Source organism: Chryseobacterium phocaeense (assembly GCF_900169075.1).
Classification (GTDB): Bacteria; Bacteroidota; Bacteroidia; order Flavobacteriales; family Weeksellaceae; genus Chryseobacterium; species Chryseobacterium phocaeense.
The window spans coordinates 201,801-217,946 of sequence record NZ_LT827015.1 but is presented as its reverse complement, the minus strand read 5'-3'; the positions used below and the strand labels follow the sequence as shown (position 1 = coordinate 217,946).

Below are 16,146 nucleotides of genomic sequence, written 5' to 3'. Positions count from 1 at the left end.
CAAACAATGGATTTTTAAAAATCTTAAATTATTTCAAATGAAATAATGAAATTATTACGACATCCAATACAAAAAGGAAACTATTTTATACTTGTAATATTTCCGCAGAGATTCTCAAGATGGAAGATTTTATGAAACGGGCTTTTCACTTCCTTAAGATGTTCTTTATCCTGAATAAAGGTATACCGGGAAGCAATGGAGTTCATATCGGAAACAATAACGAGCCAGCACTCGTCTACAGAAGTGTCGTAATAAGGAAATTTTTCGTTTTTTTTATCGATAAGCTCCAGGATTTTCTCGGAACAAAGTTCGTCAAAGAGGTTCATGCTGTATTCATGGGTAATGAATACGTTTCTGCGGTGAAAAGATTTCCTCATTCCCTTTACACAGCCTACAGGTTTATTTTTCTTTATGCTCTTGCAAATGCTGATGATATTTTCCTCCTGCTGTTCTATGTTGTCAAACCTGATATTCGGGTGGAATTCCAAAAAATAAACACCACGGTATTTCGCGGTGTCTTCCTGTTCTAATAGTATTTCTGCCTGACGGAACATTTTATTCAGAGTACTTTCTACTTTTTTCATTTCCAGATGATTGATCACTTCGGTCAGTTCTATTCCGATTTTTTTGTCGTTAAGTTTGGCGATAAAGTCGGGGCTTTCGCAGGTGAGATTTTCAAATTTAACGTCGGGAAAATGATGCATAAAAGAATTGAGCAGTAAAATTTCAGATTTCTTCCGGTATTTCTCACGATCATGCAGAAGAGATTCGTCTATTGTACGGTGGTACTTTTCTATCGGCTTTTTTTTCAAATGCCGGTTCATATAGTATAGGCTCAGATTCTTTATTAAATCTTCATCAGAAAATGTCTTTTTCATAGGTGATTTTTTTATGTGACCAATGAACCCGTGCCGGATTTGGTTTTTCACCGTTAGAAGTTTTTGATTTTCAAAAATTTACATATTAAAGGTAAGTAAAAAAACTATTCATCAGATAGTTTTAGATTAATTTATCAAATAATTAATGTAAAGTTTATTTTCATAATCAATACCTTTAGCCCTTTAAATATAAAACTGTTGATTTATGGATTTTAAAAATTTTAAAATACCTTACACCGTCAATCCACAATATTCTAAGAAAACCGCTTATTTCTCGATGGAATTTGCCATTGATCAGGTTTTAAAAATATATTCGGGAGGCCTGGGATTCCTGGCAGGATCTCATATGAGAAGTGCTTACAACCTTAAACAGGATCTTATCGGGATTGGTATTCTATGGAAATTCGGCTATTATGATCAGGCCAGAAATCATGACCAGACCCTTCAGCCGGTATGGACCAGAAAAATGTACAGCTTTCTTGAAGATACGGGAATCAAATTCCAGATTGAGATCCACAGTGCCCCGGTATGGGTAAAGGTTTGGTATCTGGATCCTGAAATTTTCAATACGGCCCCCATGTTCTTTCTTTCTACAGATGTTCCTGAAAACGATCACGTCTCCAAAACCATCTGCCATAAATTATACGACGCCAACGAATCTACAAAACTGGCTCAGTATATCCTGCTTGGAAAAGGAGGAGCCAAATTACTGGATGAAATCAATGCGGAAAGAGAAGTATACCACCTAAATGAAGCTCACGGACTGCCTGCAGCATTCTATCTTCTCAAAAAATATAACGGAGACCTGAACTGCGTAAAGGAAAAACTGGTTTTCACCACTCATACACCTGAAGAGGCAGGAAATGAAAAACATAACCTGAAACTGTGTTATGACATGTCCTATTTTTCAGGATTCAGCATGCAGGATGTAAAAAGCATTGAAGGTGCTGATGATGATCGTTTCAATCATTCATTGTGCGCTTTGAAAATGGCACGAATTGCCAATGGTGTATCTAAACTGCATGGGGTAGTTTCCAGAGCAATGTGGAGCAAATATCCGGGAATCTGTGAAATTACCTCCATTACGAACGCTCAGGAATTCAAATACTGGGCAGATAAACCTCTTTACAACGCCAAAGATGAAAACGATGCAACTGTTTTCGATTATCGTAAGAAGCATTTAAAGAAAAGACTGTTCACCATTGTGGCAGATCAGACCGGAAACCTCTTCAACCCGAATGTTTTCACCATCGTCTGGGCCAGAAGATTTGCAGGTTACAAACGCGCAGATTTATTGCTGCACGATAAAGAAAGATTCCATAAGCTTTTAAATAATTCCAAATATCCTGTACAGATCATCTGGTCAGGAAAACCTTATCCTATGGACTACTCTGCCATTTCTACATTCAACACGCTGGTGGAAGAAAGTAAAAACCATAAAAATATGGCTGTTCTTACAGGGTATGAACTATCTTTAAGCAAATCTTTAAAGCAAGGTTCTGATTTGTGGCTGAATAATCCGAGAGTCCCGAGAGAAGCTTCAGGAACCTCAGGAATGTCCGCTGCAATGAACGGATCCGTAAACCTTTCTACTGATGACGGATGGATTCCTGAATTTGCAAAACCGGGAGAAAATTCATTTGTGGTTCCACAGGCAGATTATCTAAACATGAGCATCTATGAACAGGATACCTACGACCTTAATCAATTGTATGAGATCCTTGAAAATGAAATTCTCCCTATGTATTATGATCAGCCCGAACGTTGGAGAAAAATACAGTATAATGCAATGAATGATGTGCAGGAACAGTTCAATAGTGATAGAATGGCGGATGAATATTACAGGATTTTGTATGATAATGGGCGAAAAGGCTAAGACTAAAGGGTAAAATGGCAAAAAGGCGAAAGGGCAAAGAAAGCGAAGAAGGCTAATGAGTCGATAAGCAAATTTGCCAATAAGCCCCATTTGTGATTTTGCCTTTTTACCTTTTTGGGGGAAGGTTATTCCTTTTTCTTCTTCGGGACCTTCAGCCCTTTTTCTCTGGCTTCAGAGATCCCGATGGCAACAGCCTGTTTTCGGCTGGTTACTTTTTCTCCGGAAGAGGATTTTAGTTTTCCTTCCTTGAATTCGTGCATTACTTTTCCTACTTTGTCCTGAGCTTTTTCTGAATATTTAGTCTTGCTCATGATAAAAAATTTTAAGATTTTGGCAGGGATACCCCTAGTTCGTAAACTTTGGCATGCTTCAAATACTTGGAGCGTTCTCTTGAAGTTACCGATTCAAAATGATCATTTTTAATCACAATAATCGGGTCTTCTGTATTTTCTATTTCAAAATTGGCAAGATACCGTTCATCCGGACTGGTTTTATCATTATTTGCTTTTATTTTCTGCAGTTCATCTGCATACTTTCTAAAGCCGGGATCTGATGAATGGATAAATTTATACTCATCACCGGCATCTACATAATAATGAAGCTTTTTCTCAATAAGTCCGGCTTCATCTGTGATCTGTGGATTATCATTTCCATCTTTAAATCCTACTTCAACCAGGGTTCCCCCTTTTTTAGCAGCACATTCCTCAGCATCTTTAAAACTTGAGAAACCGGTATAAATGACCTGGTCATTTAAAATATAGCGATTCAGTTTCTGGTTGTATGCATTCGTTTCCATAATTATTATTGAATTTGATTATGTACTGATACATTCAATTTTTTTGCCAAATAAGGTATCCAAAAAGCTTTTTTATGCATTTAATAAAATTATTATCTTTGAAATCCATTAAAATTAGAAATGAAAAAAATATTCTTAACTCTTACTGTGGCTGTTGCCTTTCATCATGCAGCTGCTCAGGAAATCACTTTAGATAAAATATATTCAGGATATTACCGTGGTAAAGGTATTGCTGGCATTGCTTCCATGAAAAACGGAGAGAATTATCTGGTGATTGAGCCCACCGGTATTGCCAAGTATTCTTATAAAACTTCACAGAAAGAAGGAAATATTGTTGACGGCCAGTTTGAAAGCTATGAATTTTCCGATGATGAATCAAAAATTCTTCTTTTAAAAGAAAGCCAGCCTATTTACAGACATTCTTTTCTTGGAAAATTTGAGGTAAAAGATCTTAAATCCGGAAAAACAATCAGTCTGAATGATGGCAAGACAGTTCAGGAACCAAGATTTTCCCCTGATGCCACCAAGGTAGCATTTATCGCTGAAAATAATTTATTTTACCAGGACCTGAGTTCCGGGAAAATTACGCAGATCACTACCGATGGTAAGAAAAACTCAATTCTTAACGGGCTTGCAGACTGGGTATATGAAGAGGAATTCGGGCATGCAAGACTGTATGAGTGGACTAAAAACTCAGACGCAGTTGTATTTGTAAAATCCGATGAAAGTCAGGTTCCTGAGATCTATATTCCAATCTACGGTAAAAAGCTTTATCCTGAAGAAATGCGTTACAAATATCCTAAGGCAGGAGAAAAAAACTCTGTGGTTTCAGCTCAGCTTTACCGTCTCGATACAGGAAAAACCACTGCTTTAAATTTAAGTTCCTTTAAAAACTATTATATTCCGAACGTAGTACAGACCGCAAAACCTGACGAAATCGTTCTGATCACTTCTGAAAGAATTCAGAATGCTTCTGATGTTTTAAAGGTAAACACCAAAACCGGAGCCGTTCAGAAATTATTTACCGAAACTGACGAGAAATGGATTGATACAGACAGTCCTACCCTGGAATTCCTGGAAGATGATTCTTTCCTTTGGGCTTCTGAAAGAGATGGAAACCGTCATCTGTACTGGTACGACAAAGACGGTAAGCTTAAAAAACAGATTACGAAAGGAAACTGGGAAGTAACGGATTACTACGGATTCAATCCAAAATCTAAAGAAATTTACGTTCAGACTACTGAAAAAGGAAGCATCAATAAAGTAGTTTCCAAAGTAAATATTGAAAACGGAAAATCTCAGCTGATTTCCAATGCGGAAGGAAATAATTCTGCCAACTTCAGTAAAAATTACAACTATTTCATCGAAACCTCTTCTACCGCTGCTAAACCGTATACCTTTGTTTTAAAAGACGGAAACGGTAAAACTGTAAAAGAGCTTCAAAACAATAATGACCAGCTTCAGAAATTAAAGGCTGATAATTTCGTAGACAAAGAATTTATCACCATTCCTAATGACGCCGGAGATCAGATGAATGCCTGGATCATGAAGCCTAAAAACTTTGATCCGAACAAAAAATATCCGCTGTTTATGTATCAGTATTCCGGACCCGGATCTCAGCAGGTGGCTAATTCATGGGATGCAGGAAATGCACTATGGTTCAATCATCTGGTGCAGAAAGGATACATCGTGGCGTGTGTAGACGGTCGTGGAACCGGTTACAAAGGCACTAAATTCAAGAAAGTGACGTACATGAATTTAGGGAAATATGAGATTGAAGATCAGATCACCGCTGCCAAATGGTTCGGAAACCAGTCTTATATTGATAAAACAAGAATCGGAATGTTCGGATGGAGCTTTGGAGGATATATGACCAGCTTGGCGATGACCAAAGGGGCTGATGTTTTCAAGGCCGGAATTGCCGTAGCACCGGTAACCAACTGGAGATATTATGATTCTGTTTACACGGAAAGATTCATGAGAACCCCTCAGGAAAATCCGGATGGGTATGACAAAAATTCGCCTACAGAATACGCTAAACTATTAAAAGGAAAACTATTACTGATCCACGGAACTGCCGATGACAACGTACATTTCCAGAATTCAATGGAGTTCTCCGAAGCTTTGATTCAAAATAAGAAACAATTTGATTTCATGGCTTATCCTGATAAAAATCACGGAATTTACGGTGGCCAGACCAGACAGCAGCTATACCAGAAAATGACGGATTTTATTTTGAATAATTTGTAGTATTTATAATGAATAAGCTTATTTTATTAGCGTTTATTATATTCTCATTTTCATTAAAAGCACAAATAAAAGCCATGACAGAAGATGGGAAAGAAGTAGTGCTTTTTGAAAATAAAACATGGAAATTTGTTAATGAAAGTGATGCAAAAACTCTGGAAACAATTACCTCCAACGAACAATCTTTTGAAAAATCAAAAGAATCCACTTTTATTGTAAAGAGTAAAAATGTTGATGGTGGGTTTTATTACAATCCAAAAAAATGGAAAATCGTAAAAGCTCCCAATACGAGTACTTTTGTAGAGTATGCATTTAATAATAATTCTAATTCGGCAGTATATGGTTTATTTGTAAGCGAGATACTTCCTGTCCAGAGTTTAAAGAATCTAAAAGATATTCTGATACCCAACATCCAAAGAAATGCAGATTATTTCAGATTGAAAAATTCTGAATACAGGATGATCAACAACATTAAGGTACTTCATCTGGAATACAGTGCCAATGTTAAAGGCCTAGATTTTGAGTATATTGCAAATTTGTATCTTACCTCCACAGGCTATACCAGCATTTCTGTTTATACCTATGCCAATCAATATGAAGCAAGCAAAAAAGAAATGGAAGATTTTGCCAATGGAATAGTAAAAGCTGATAAAGAAAAAGAGACTATAGTTGAAGTGATAGAATCATCTGATCCACTTCCACCAAAGTCTCTTATAAAATCAAAATAACAAAATTCCCCTTCAATATCCGGAGGGGAATTTTATATTTATTTCATTAATCATTTTTAGCGGATATTATTTATTTTATCAATTGAAATTAAAAACTTATTTTTGGGAAATTTGAAATTTGATTATATGAAGACTAAACATCCTAAAGGCCTGCCCTACCTCTTTTTCACAGAAATGTGGGAGCGTTTCGGGTACTATCTGATTCTTGGAATCTTTGTCCTGTATGTTATTGAACCTACCGGAATGAAAGGAGGACTTGGACTTCCTGACAAAACGGCTGATGATATTTTCGGAACCTATATTGCTTTAACGTACCTAACCCCTTTCCTTGGAGGATTTTTGGCGGACAGGGTTTTAGGGTATATAAAATCAATTTACCTTGGAGGAATCCTTATGGCTGCCGGATATATCGGAATGGGTGTTTTCAAGGAACTTCCTCTTTTTTACGGTTCCCTGGCGCTGATTATCATTGGAAACGGTTTCTTTAAGCCTACCATTTCCACGCTTTTGGGAAATCTGTATTCTGAGGAACCTTATAAAGCCAATAAAGACTCAGGGTATAATATTTTCTATATGGGAATCAATATCGGAGCCTTTATCTGTAATATTATTGCAGCGTTTATGCGAAATAAATTCGGATGGGGTGAAGCTTTCATCACTGCCGGTGTAGGAATGCTTGTTGGTCTTATTATCTTTACCATCGGAAGAAAACACTATATTCATGCAGCACAGATGAAGCCTGTAGAAGAAGGAGATACCAAGCTTTCTGAAATTTTAATTAAAGTGTTTGTCCCAGCTATTGCAGTGGGGGCCATTGGATGGTTTATTCCAGGGAATATTTTCGGTAGCGACAGTACGGATGCCTTTATTTTTGCATGTGCTCCTGTTATTTATTTCTACGCATCACTTTATTTTAAAGCAAAACCTGAGGAAAAACCGTCAATCGGGGCCCTACTTTCCGTGTTTCTGATCAGTATGTTCTTTTGGGCCGTTTTTAAACAGAATGGTACAGCTCTTACGAGATGGGCTAATTATTATACGGACAGAAGTGTTCCTGCCTCTGTGGAAAAACCTCTTGAGGACATTTATATGGTGGAAGGAAAAAGTTACGAGACCAAAGAAGTTCCGGTGTATGATAACCAGTTCCAGTCCCAGAAAGACAAAGACGGGAATACCATTAAGGAGCAAGGGAAAGATGTTTATTTCAAAAATATCACACCTGAACAGCGTGCTGCATTAGAGAAAAACCCTGAAACTAAGGTCTATTTGTACAATACGGAATTATTCCAGTCCATCAATCCTTTCTGGGTAATTGCCCTTACTCCTGTTATTGTAGGATTCTGGGCTTTATTGAGAAGGAAGGGAAAAGAGCCTTTAACACCTACAAAAATTGTTTTGGGACTGTTCATATCGGGCTTATCCTGTTTAGTAATGGTGCTTGCGGTTATGGCCGGGGACAACGGTGCGGTAAAAGTTTCACCTTTATGGCTGGTAGCCGGTTACGGAGTGATTACCATCGGGGAGCTATGCCTTTCTCCTATGGGCCTTTCTTTTGTTTCCAAGCTTTCTCCTGCAAGAATCACGGCATTGATGATGGGAGGTTTTTTCCTTGCCAACTCAGTAGGAAATAAGCTTTCGGGTATTCTGGCCAGTACGTGGTACAATTATGACAACAAAATGAATTATTTCCTGGTTAATTTTGCCTTGTTAATATTTGCAACACTTTTAGGACTGTCTATGTTAAAAAGGTTAAACAAAATCATGAAGGAAAAAGGACACTAATCCTTATTTATCATAAAGAATATCAAGCTGTAGAATCATTCTGCAGCTTTTTTATTTAAATATAAAATTAAAACCTTGTCAAAAACTCAAAAAAAACTATATTTGTCAGTCTTAACAAAAATTAACAATAGAATGGATAATACTGAAGCATTAAGTCCGAAGCCGGATGAATTTGTAGAGAATAAGAATTCAAAGCATCCAAAGGGGTTATGGGTTCTTTTCGGAACAGAAATGTGGGAGCGTTTCAACTTTTATGGAATGAGAGCACTTTTAACGCTCTTTATGGTAAATTCCTTATTGATAAAAGAAGCGGATGCGGCAATCATCTACGGTGGATTTTTAGCTTTATGTTATTTAACCCCTCTTTTGGGAGGTTTCATTGCTGATAAATATATCGGAAACAGAAATGCCATCTTAATCGGTGGTTCTTTAATGGCAATCGGCCAGTTTCTGCTTTTCATCAGTGCCTCTACTTTCTCTGCAGATTTAGGCAGCTCTAAAATGATCATGTGGCTCGCTTTATTCGTTATCATCTTTGGTAATGGATTTTTCAAGCCTAATATTTCCTCAATGGTGGGAAGCCTTTATCCTAAGCAGGAAAAATCCAAGTTAGACTCTGCTTTTACCATTTTCTATATGGGGATCAACATCGGGGCATTCCTTGGACAATTTATCTGTCCGTACGTAGGAGATGTGAAAGATGCGACTACAGGTGTAAGAGACATTTTTGCATTTAAATGGGGATTTCTTGCAGCTTCACTGGCTATGGTAATTGGAACAATAACATTCTTTATCCTTAAAAATAAATACGTGGTAACACCGGAAGGAAGGCCTATCGGTGGACTGCCAAAACACAATACAAGTGAAGATTTTGAAGAAGGTGAAACGCAGACTGCAAAATTCTCCGGAGGAGCATTAGGTTTTACAGGACTTATCTTCGTTATTTTATTTTTCGCTTTCAGATATTTACTGGTTGGAGAATTCGGATTTAATTCTGTAGAAATGGGTCAGCTGATTAAAGGTATCATCTATCCTTTTATCTATGCAGCCGGTATTTCCCTGGCATTCCTGATCATGAGTTCTGCTGAAAATAAAGTGGAAAGACAAAGAATCTGGGTAATTTATATCGTATCCTTCTTTATTATTTTCTTCTGGGCAGCTTTCGAGCAAGCAGGATCTTCTTTAACCTTTATAGCGGATAACCAGACGGACAGAAACATCTTCGGATGGAATATGCCGCCATCAATGGTTCAGATCTTCAATGGTATTTTCGTTGTATTACTGGCTGTTCCTTTCAGTTTAACGTGGGATAAGCTCAGAGCAAAAGGAAAAGAGCCGGTATCTCCTTTCAAACAGGCGATGGGATTGGCATTGATTGCACTTTCTTACTTCATCATTGCACACAACGTAAAAGATCTTGGAAATTCAGGGTTATTGGCTATTAAATGGTTAATGCTTCTGTATTTCATTCAGACTTGTGGTGAGCTTTGCCTGTCTCCTATCGGTTTATCATTGGTAGGTAAATTGGCTCCAAAAAGATTTGCTTCATTATTATACGGTGTTTTCTTCATTTCCAATGCTGCCGGCTATGCTTTGGCAGGTTCATTAGGAGCACTTATCCCTGCAACAGGTGATAAATTTAAGAAAGCAGAGGAAATAGGCGTAAATCTTCAGGATGTTTTGGATAAAAAAGTAACCCTGACTGCAGAGCAGACAGCGGCATTTGAAAAAGCTCAGTTACCATTGCACAATCCTACATTTGCAGGATTTGAAATCCATAACTTATTCGAATTCTTTATGGTATTCGTGGTACTTTGTGGTATTGCATCGGTAATCCTTGCGTTCCTTTCTCCAATATTAAAGAAAATGATGCACGGTGTAAAATAACCGCATCAATAAAGTATAACAAAACCTCTGCTAAGTCAGAGGTTTTTTTTATTTTCGTAGGATGGAAATTTCCGAAGATTCTTTATTCCAGTCCGTAAAGGAAATTATTAGGCAGTCGCGCGAAAAAGTGTTTCGGATCGCGAATTCTACCTTACTGCTTACGTACTGGCAGATCGGAAAATTGATTGTAGAAGATGAGCAAGAGGGAAAAGAAAGAGCAGAATATGGAAAACAGACGTTAAAAAATCTTTCTAAGAAACTTTCTTTGGAATTCGGAAAAGGCTTTGATTATACCAATCTTTCCAATATGCGTAAGTTTTATAAGGCTTTTCCAATTATTGACGCAGTGCGTCAACAATTGAGCTGGACCCATTACAGGCTTTTACTAAAAATAGATATTCCTAAAAAAATCAACTATTATATAGAGGAAAGCATTCAGAATAACTGGAGCTCGAGAGATCTGAAAAGACAGATCAATTCCCTTGCCTATGAAAGAGTTCTTGAACATAAGAAATCTCCTGTTGAAAACATTCACAGCGTTTTAAAAGACCCTTACATCTTTGAATTTCTGGGATTAACACCGGATCAGAAAATCTCCGAAAAAGAAATTGAAACAGCCATCATCGACCATATCCAGAAATTTCTTCTGGAATTTGGGAAAGGATTTGCGTTCGTAGCCAGACAACAGCATATTTCCACAGATACTTCAGATTTTTATATTGATCTTGTTTTTTACAATTATATCTTAAAATGCTTTGTGATCATTGACCTCAAAACCGGAGAACTATCCCACCAGGATATCGGGCAGATTGATATGTATGTAAGAATGTACGATGATATGAAACGAAGTGAGGGCGACAATCCCACCATCGGAATTTTACTATGTTCAGAAAAAGACGAAACCATGGTAAAATACTCCGTGCTGGATGACAAAAACAATCTGTTTGCCAGCAAATATCTTCTTTATCTTCCCAAAGAAGAGGAATTAAAAGAAATCATAGACCAGGACAGGCTACGCTTTGAACTGGATCAAAAATAATAAAACCCCTAATTAAAATCAATCATAGACAATTATGAGCTTAACTCTAGATGAAATACAGAATTTCAAAGGAAAATATCCCAGACAGATCTGGAGCCTTTTTTTCTCTGAAATGTGGGAGCGTTTCTGTTTCTACGGAATGCGCGGAATGCTGGTTTTCTTTATGATATCCCAACTTAACTTCCACGAAAAAGAAGCCAACCTTCAATATGGCGCCACACAGGCTTTCGTATACGCCTTTACCTTTGTAGGAGGACTTTTTGCCGATAAAATCCTTGGATTCAGAAAATCCCTGTTCTGGGGAGGACTTCTGATGATTGTCGGAAGTTTAATTCTGGCAACAGACCCACACCGGTTCTTTTTCTTAGGAATTGCATTCACTGTAGTAGGAACAGGTTTTTTTAAACCCAATATCTCGTCAATGGTAGGCCAACTGTACAAACCTAACGATTCCAGGGCAGATGCCGGTTTTTCTCTTTTTTATGCGGGAATCAACCTTGGTGCCTTGCTTGGCGGATATTTATGTATCGCTATCGGAAAAGGAGAAATTCTTGGAAATACAATCCCTGAGGAAATACGATGGAATATTGCTTTTGGCCTGGCCTCTGTAGTTATGGTTATCAGTCTGATCAACTTCATCTTTACCCAAAGAAGATTGGGAACCATTGGACTTCAGCCGGGGCATCCTCAGGCAGAAGTAAAAGCCGCTCCTATTCCAAAATGGCAAGAATACGGGGTATATGTTTTATCGCTTATTTTTGTTCCGGTTATTATGAAAATGGTGGCTAAAACAGAATATACAGATTATTTTATGTGGACCATAGGCCCGCTTACACTGATTTATCTGTTCTATGAAATGTCTAAAGTAACCGCATCTGAACGTAAAAAACTCTGGGCAGCTCTGATATTCATTATTTTCTCCATCCTATTCTGGGGAATTTATGAGCAGAGTGGCGGTTCATTAAGTATTTTCGCCGCTAAAAATCTTAATAAAGATCTTCTTGGACTGGATCCGAATGGTGTGAATAATTCAGGAGGTGCATTCTTTATCATCTTCCTTGCCCCACTTATCGGGCTTCTTTGGCTTTGGCTGAGCAAAAGAAAAATTGAACCTAATACAGTTGTTAAATTCGGTTTAGGATTTATTTTCTTAGGCCTTGGATATTATGTTTTATTCGCTACAAGACTTTTTGCGGATCTTCAGGGAATCACATCACTGAACTTTTTCACACTGGCACTTCTTATTATCACACTAGGGGAATTGTGCCTGTCACCAATCGGATTATCGATTATGACAAAGCTTTCCACAAAGAATCTTCAGGGAATGATGATGGGAATGTGGTTTCTGGCTTCAGCCTACGGACAGTACGTTGCAGGAATCATAGGAGCAGGTCTTGCCACCGCTAAAGAGGGTTCTACCAACTATGATGCTTTGATCACTTATACTGATGGATATAAACAATTAGGATTATACGCGGTAATTGCCGGTGTGGTATTAATTTTGTTATCATCGTTCGTAAGAAAATTAATGCAGGATGTAAAATAAAGTAAGCCGAATTATGCTTATTTTTATATAAATATCAAATTATGAAAAAAATTATAAGCATATTCTTGCTACTTATAGTAAATTTTAATTTTGCCCAGATCAAATGGATGAGTATTGAGGAAGCTTTAGAAGCCCAGAAAGAAAATCCAAAAAAGATTCTCGTTGATTTTTATGCAGACTGGTGCGGGCCATGCAAGATTATGGATAAAAAGACCTATGGTCATGCGGTCATTGCGCAGATCATCAATGAAAATTACTATCCTGTAAAATTCGATGCTGAGGAAAAAAAATCCATTACTGCTTTTGGAAGAACCTTCGCCAATGATAATACGGAACATAAAAAAGGAAGGAATTCCCTGCATGAATTCACCCAATACATGAATGTGGGAGCCGTTCCAAGCACTGTATTTCTTGATGAGAAAGGCGGTCCTATTACGATCCTTCAGGGAGAGTTGTCTGCTAAAGAGCTGGAGCCTTATCTGGAATTTATCTCGAAAGATCTCTTTAAAAAGATCCGTTCCAGAGAGCAATGGGAAGATTATCAGAAAAAATTCAAATCTAAGATCAAAGATTAATCCGCATTTAAAATATAGAATTAAGGCTTCCATTTTTTGGAAGTCTTTTTTATTTTACCGAAATTCGAACCTTTGTTTTTTTCACGCAAAACCCGGATCCAAAATCCGGATCTGAACACAAAAATGACTTTAGAAACCTCAATAGAATATGTAAAAGGCATCGGTCCAGAAAGAGCCAAACTCATCAAGAGCGTATTGGGCCTTTCCACTGTTGATGATCTTCTGAACTTCTATCCTATCCGTTACCTGGATAAGAATAAAGTATATAAAATTTCCCAGCTTGAAGAAAGTAGCATTGAAGTACAGCTTAAAGGGAGAATTACCCAGGTTCAGGAAGTGCAGACCGGGAAAACCAAAAGACTTTCGGCCAAATTTAATGATGATACCGGAACGATGGACCTGGTATGGTTCCAGTATTCAAAATGGCTGAAGGAGCAGATTCCTGTGAACCGAGAAGTGTATATTTTCGGAAAGATCAATGTATTCAACCGTCAGTTTTCCATGCCCCACCCGGAAATCGAAGCTGAGGAAAATAAGGAAAGCGACAGCCGCCTGAAACCTATTTATCCAAGCTCTGAAAAACTGACCAAAAGAGGGCTTAATCAAAGGTTCTTCCAGGTAGTTTTAAGAAATATCTGCAAGGAAATCCCTTCTCTTATTGAAGAAAACTTCCCGGAATATATGATGAAAGCCTTTAAATTTTTATCAAGGCAGCATACGTTCTTAAACATCCATTTTCCAAAAGATATGGAGCATTTTGAAAAAGCAGACAACAGGCTGAAGTTTGAGGAATCTTTCTTTTTTCAGTTGGGATATGCCCTGAAAAAGCTTCATCATAAAAGTCATTCACCGGGAAATCCGTTTCCTGTGGTGGGTGACCATTTTAATGATTTTTACAATAACCACATTCCATTTGATCTTACCAACGCCCAGAAAAGGGTTTTAAAAGAAATCCGCCTGGATATGAAAAGACCCATCCAGATGAACAGGCTTCTTCAGGGCGATGTAGGATCAGGAAAAACCATGGTGGCATTACTAACCATGCTGATTGCAATGGATAACGGTTTTCAGAGCTGTATAATGGCTCCTACCGAAATACTTGCCCAGCAGCACTACAATGGAATTAAAGACCTTTTAACGGAAACAGGCATCAATGTGCGCCTTCTGACCGGATCTTCCAAAACTGCGGAAAGAAAAATCATTCATGAAGAACTGGAAAATGGAACGCTGTCTATACTGGTAGGTACCCACGCCGTTTTAGAGGACAAAGTGAAGTTTAAAAACCTTGGGCTGGCTATTATTGATGAGCAGCACAGGTTTGGCGTAGCACAACGGGCAAAACTTTGGGCAAAAAATAAAATTCCGCCCCATATTCTGGTGATGACCGCCACTCCTATTCCCAGAACTTTGGCGATGAGCTTTTATTCTGATCTGGATGTCTCGGTAATTGATGAAATGCCGGTGGGAAGAAAACCTATAATCACCGCTCACAGAAGGGAAAAAGACAGAACCTACGTCTATAATTTCTGCAGGGACGAGATCAAAAAAGGAAGACAGGTGTATTTTGTCTATCCATTGATTGAAGAATCTGAAACTTTGGATTATAAAAACCTGATGGAAGGTTTGGACCACGTGATGAACGCCTTCTCCGATTATAACGTCACCATGCTTCACGGAAAAATGAAACCTGCGGAAAAAGACGCAGCGATGAATTATTTCGCTTCCGGAAAAGCAGAAATTATGGTAGCCACTACGGTTATTGAAGTAGGAGTAAATGTTCCCAATGCCTCTGTTATGGTCATAGAAAGTTCTGAAAGATTCGGGCTTTCCCAGCTACATCAGCTCCGGGGCCGTGTAGGAAGAGGCGCGGAGCAAAGCTACTGCATCCTGATGACCTCTGACAAATTATCAAAAGAAAGCAGAACCCGTATCCGGACAATGACGGAGACCAATGACGGATTTAAAATCTCTGAAGTGGATATGCAGCTCCGGGGGCCGGGAGATATTCTGGGAACACAACAGAGTGGTGTGGTGGATTTTAAAAGACTTGATCTTGTGAATGATTCTGCCATCATTAAAACCACCAAAAATACAGTGGATAAAATTCTGGAAGCAGATCCGATGCTGGCCAGGCCAGATAACCTGATCATTAAAAATTACTATCTGAAGTACTACAAAGGGAAAAACAAATGGAGTAAAATATCATAAAAAAACCGCGAAAAGAATTATTATCTTTCCGCGGCCCCCTTATAAAACTGTTATTTAGAAGAAATTACTTTTTAAAAATTTGCTTAAATAATTTATTTTAATAGTAAGAACTAATATTTTGTGATTGGTGAAAATATTTATATACTATTTGAATTTTCAGCTCTGACTATTAAAATAAATTAAAAAAACAAAATGAATTATTTTTCCAACTTGCTTATTATAAAAACTAACTGTTCAAGTTGAAGGAAGTGGGAATGAAACGAATAAATACCCTTCAACTTTCTTAAGTTTTCATGATTGTACCGTTTTGTTTAAAGATCTTCTATGCTTTATAGCTGGAAATGAATATAATTCATTTTGTTAAAACTAACATTGTGACTTATATCTTGATTTCTAATGAAATAATCTAATCTCTGTCATCCACTGCTTTTTTATATAGCTAATTTGTGTTGCAATGTCTACGTTACAAAATTGCGGATATTGCGTGGATTCTTCCTTATATTATTTTAATTATTAGTTATACAATTTTCACTTTTATGTGAATAGTATGCTTGAAATATCACTTTTATTCTACTTGAAGTGAA

12 protein-coding genes are annotated in these 16,146 nt (G+C 37.6%); 9 read left to right on the top strand and 3 right to left on the bottom strand.

The annotated features are described in order from the left end of the window. Positions 1-80 precede the first annotated feature (80 nt). Positions 81-878, bottom strand: coding sequence for a hypothetical protein (locus B7E04_RS07840; RefSeq protein WP_080780618.1), 798 nt, complete (start codon positions 876-878; stop codon positions 81-83). 205 nt (positions 879-1,083) lie between these two features. On the opposite strand from B7E04_RS07840, the gene glgP reads away from it, so the two are divergent. After that, a complete protein-coding gene (gene glgP / locus B7E04_RS07835; protein WP_080778154.1) occupies positions 1,084-2,754 on the top strand; it encodes an alpha-glucan family phosphorylase in 1,671 nt (556 codons plus the stop codon). Positions 2,755-2,879: 125 nt separating this feature from the next. Here glgP and B7E04_RS07830 read toward each other — a convergent pair whose 3' ends face one another. Both B7E04_RS07830 and B7E04_RS07825 read right to left on the bottom strand, forming a co-directional pair. Further along, the gene (locus B7E04_RS07830) at positions 2,880-3,065 is read right to left on the bottom strand and encodes a DUF6496 domain-containing protein (RefSeq protein WP_080778153.1); all 186 of its coding nucleotides are present in this window, start codon (positions 3,063-3,065) and stop codon (positions 2,880-2,882) included. Positions 3,066-3,076: 11 nt separating this feature from the next. Then, positions 3,077-3,550, bottom strand: coding sequence for a hypothetical protein (locus B7E04_RS07825; protein ID WP_080778152.1), 474 nt, complete (start codon positions 3,548-3,550; stop codon positions 3,077-3,079). A gap of 120 nt (positions 3,551-3,670) precedes the next feature. On the opposite strand from B7E04_RS07825, the gene B7E04_RS07820 reads away from it, so the two are divergent. The 8 genes from B7E04_RS07820 to recG all read left to right on the top strand — a co-directional run bounded on the left by B7E04_RS07820 (position 3,671) and on the right by recG (position 15,562). Further along, positions 3,671-5,800, top strand: coding sequence for a S9 family peptidase (locus tag B7E04_RS07820; RefSeq protein ID WP_080778151.1), 2,130 nt, complete (start codon positions 3,671-3,673; stop codon positions 5,798-5,800). 8 nt (positions 5,801-5,808) lie between these two features. Next, positions 5,809-6,525 carry a hypothetical protein gene (locus tag B7E04_RS07815; protein WP_080778150.1) on the top strand — a complete coding sequence of 239 codons (717 nt, stop codon included), beginning with the start codon at positions 5,809-5,811 and terminating at the stop codon, positions 6,523-6,525. A 126-nt stretch (positions 6,526-6,651) separates the two neighbouring features. Beyond that, on the top strand, positions 6,652-8,307 hold the full coding sequence (locus B7E04_RS07810) for a peptide MFS transporter (protein WP_080780617.1): 1,656 nt from the start codon (positions 6,652-6,654) through the stop codon (positions 8,305-8,307). Positions 8,308-8,439: 132 nt separating this feature from the next. Then, positions 8,440-10,194, top strand: a complete 1,755-nt coding sequence (locus B7E04_RS07805) for a peptide MFS transporter (RefSeq protein WP_080778149.1) — start codon at positions 8,440-8,442, stop codon at positions 10,192-10,194. Between the two features lie 61 nt (positions 10,195-10,255). Continuing rightward, on the top strand, positions 10,256-11,233 hold the full coding sequence (locus tag B7E04_RS07800) for a PDDEXK nuclease domain-containing protein (protein WP_080778148.1): 978 nt from the start codon (positions 10,256-10,258) through the stop codon (positions 11,231-11,233). Between the two features lie 34 nt (positions 11,234-11,267). Next, positions 11,268-12,779, top strand: coding sequence for a peptide MFS transporter (locus tag B7E04_RS07795; RefSeq protein ID WP_080778147.1), 1,512 nt, complete (start codon positions 11,268-11,270; stop codon positions 12,777-12,779). 41 nt (positions 12,780-12,820) lie between these two features. Next, positions 12,821-13,354: a thioredoxin family protein gene (locus B7E04_RS07790; protein WP_080778146.1), complete on the top strand. Its 534-nt coding sequence runs from the start codon at positions 12,821-12,823 to the stop codon at positions 13,352-13,354. Between the two features lie 123 nt (positions 13,355-13,477). Beyond that, a complete protein-coding gene (gene recG, locus B7E04_RS07785) occupies positions 13,478-15,562 on the top strand; it encodes an ATP-dependent DNA helicase RecG (RefSeq protein WP_080780616.1) in 2,085 nt (694 codons plus the stop codon). Positions 15,563-16,146 lie beyond the last annotated feature (584 nt).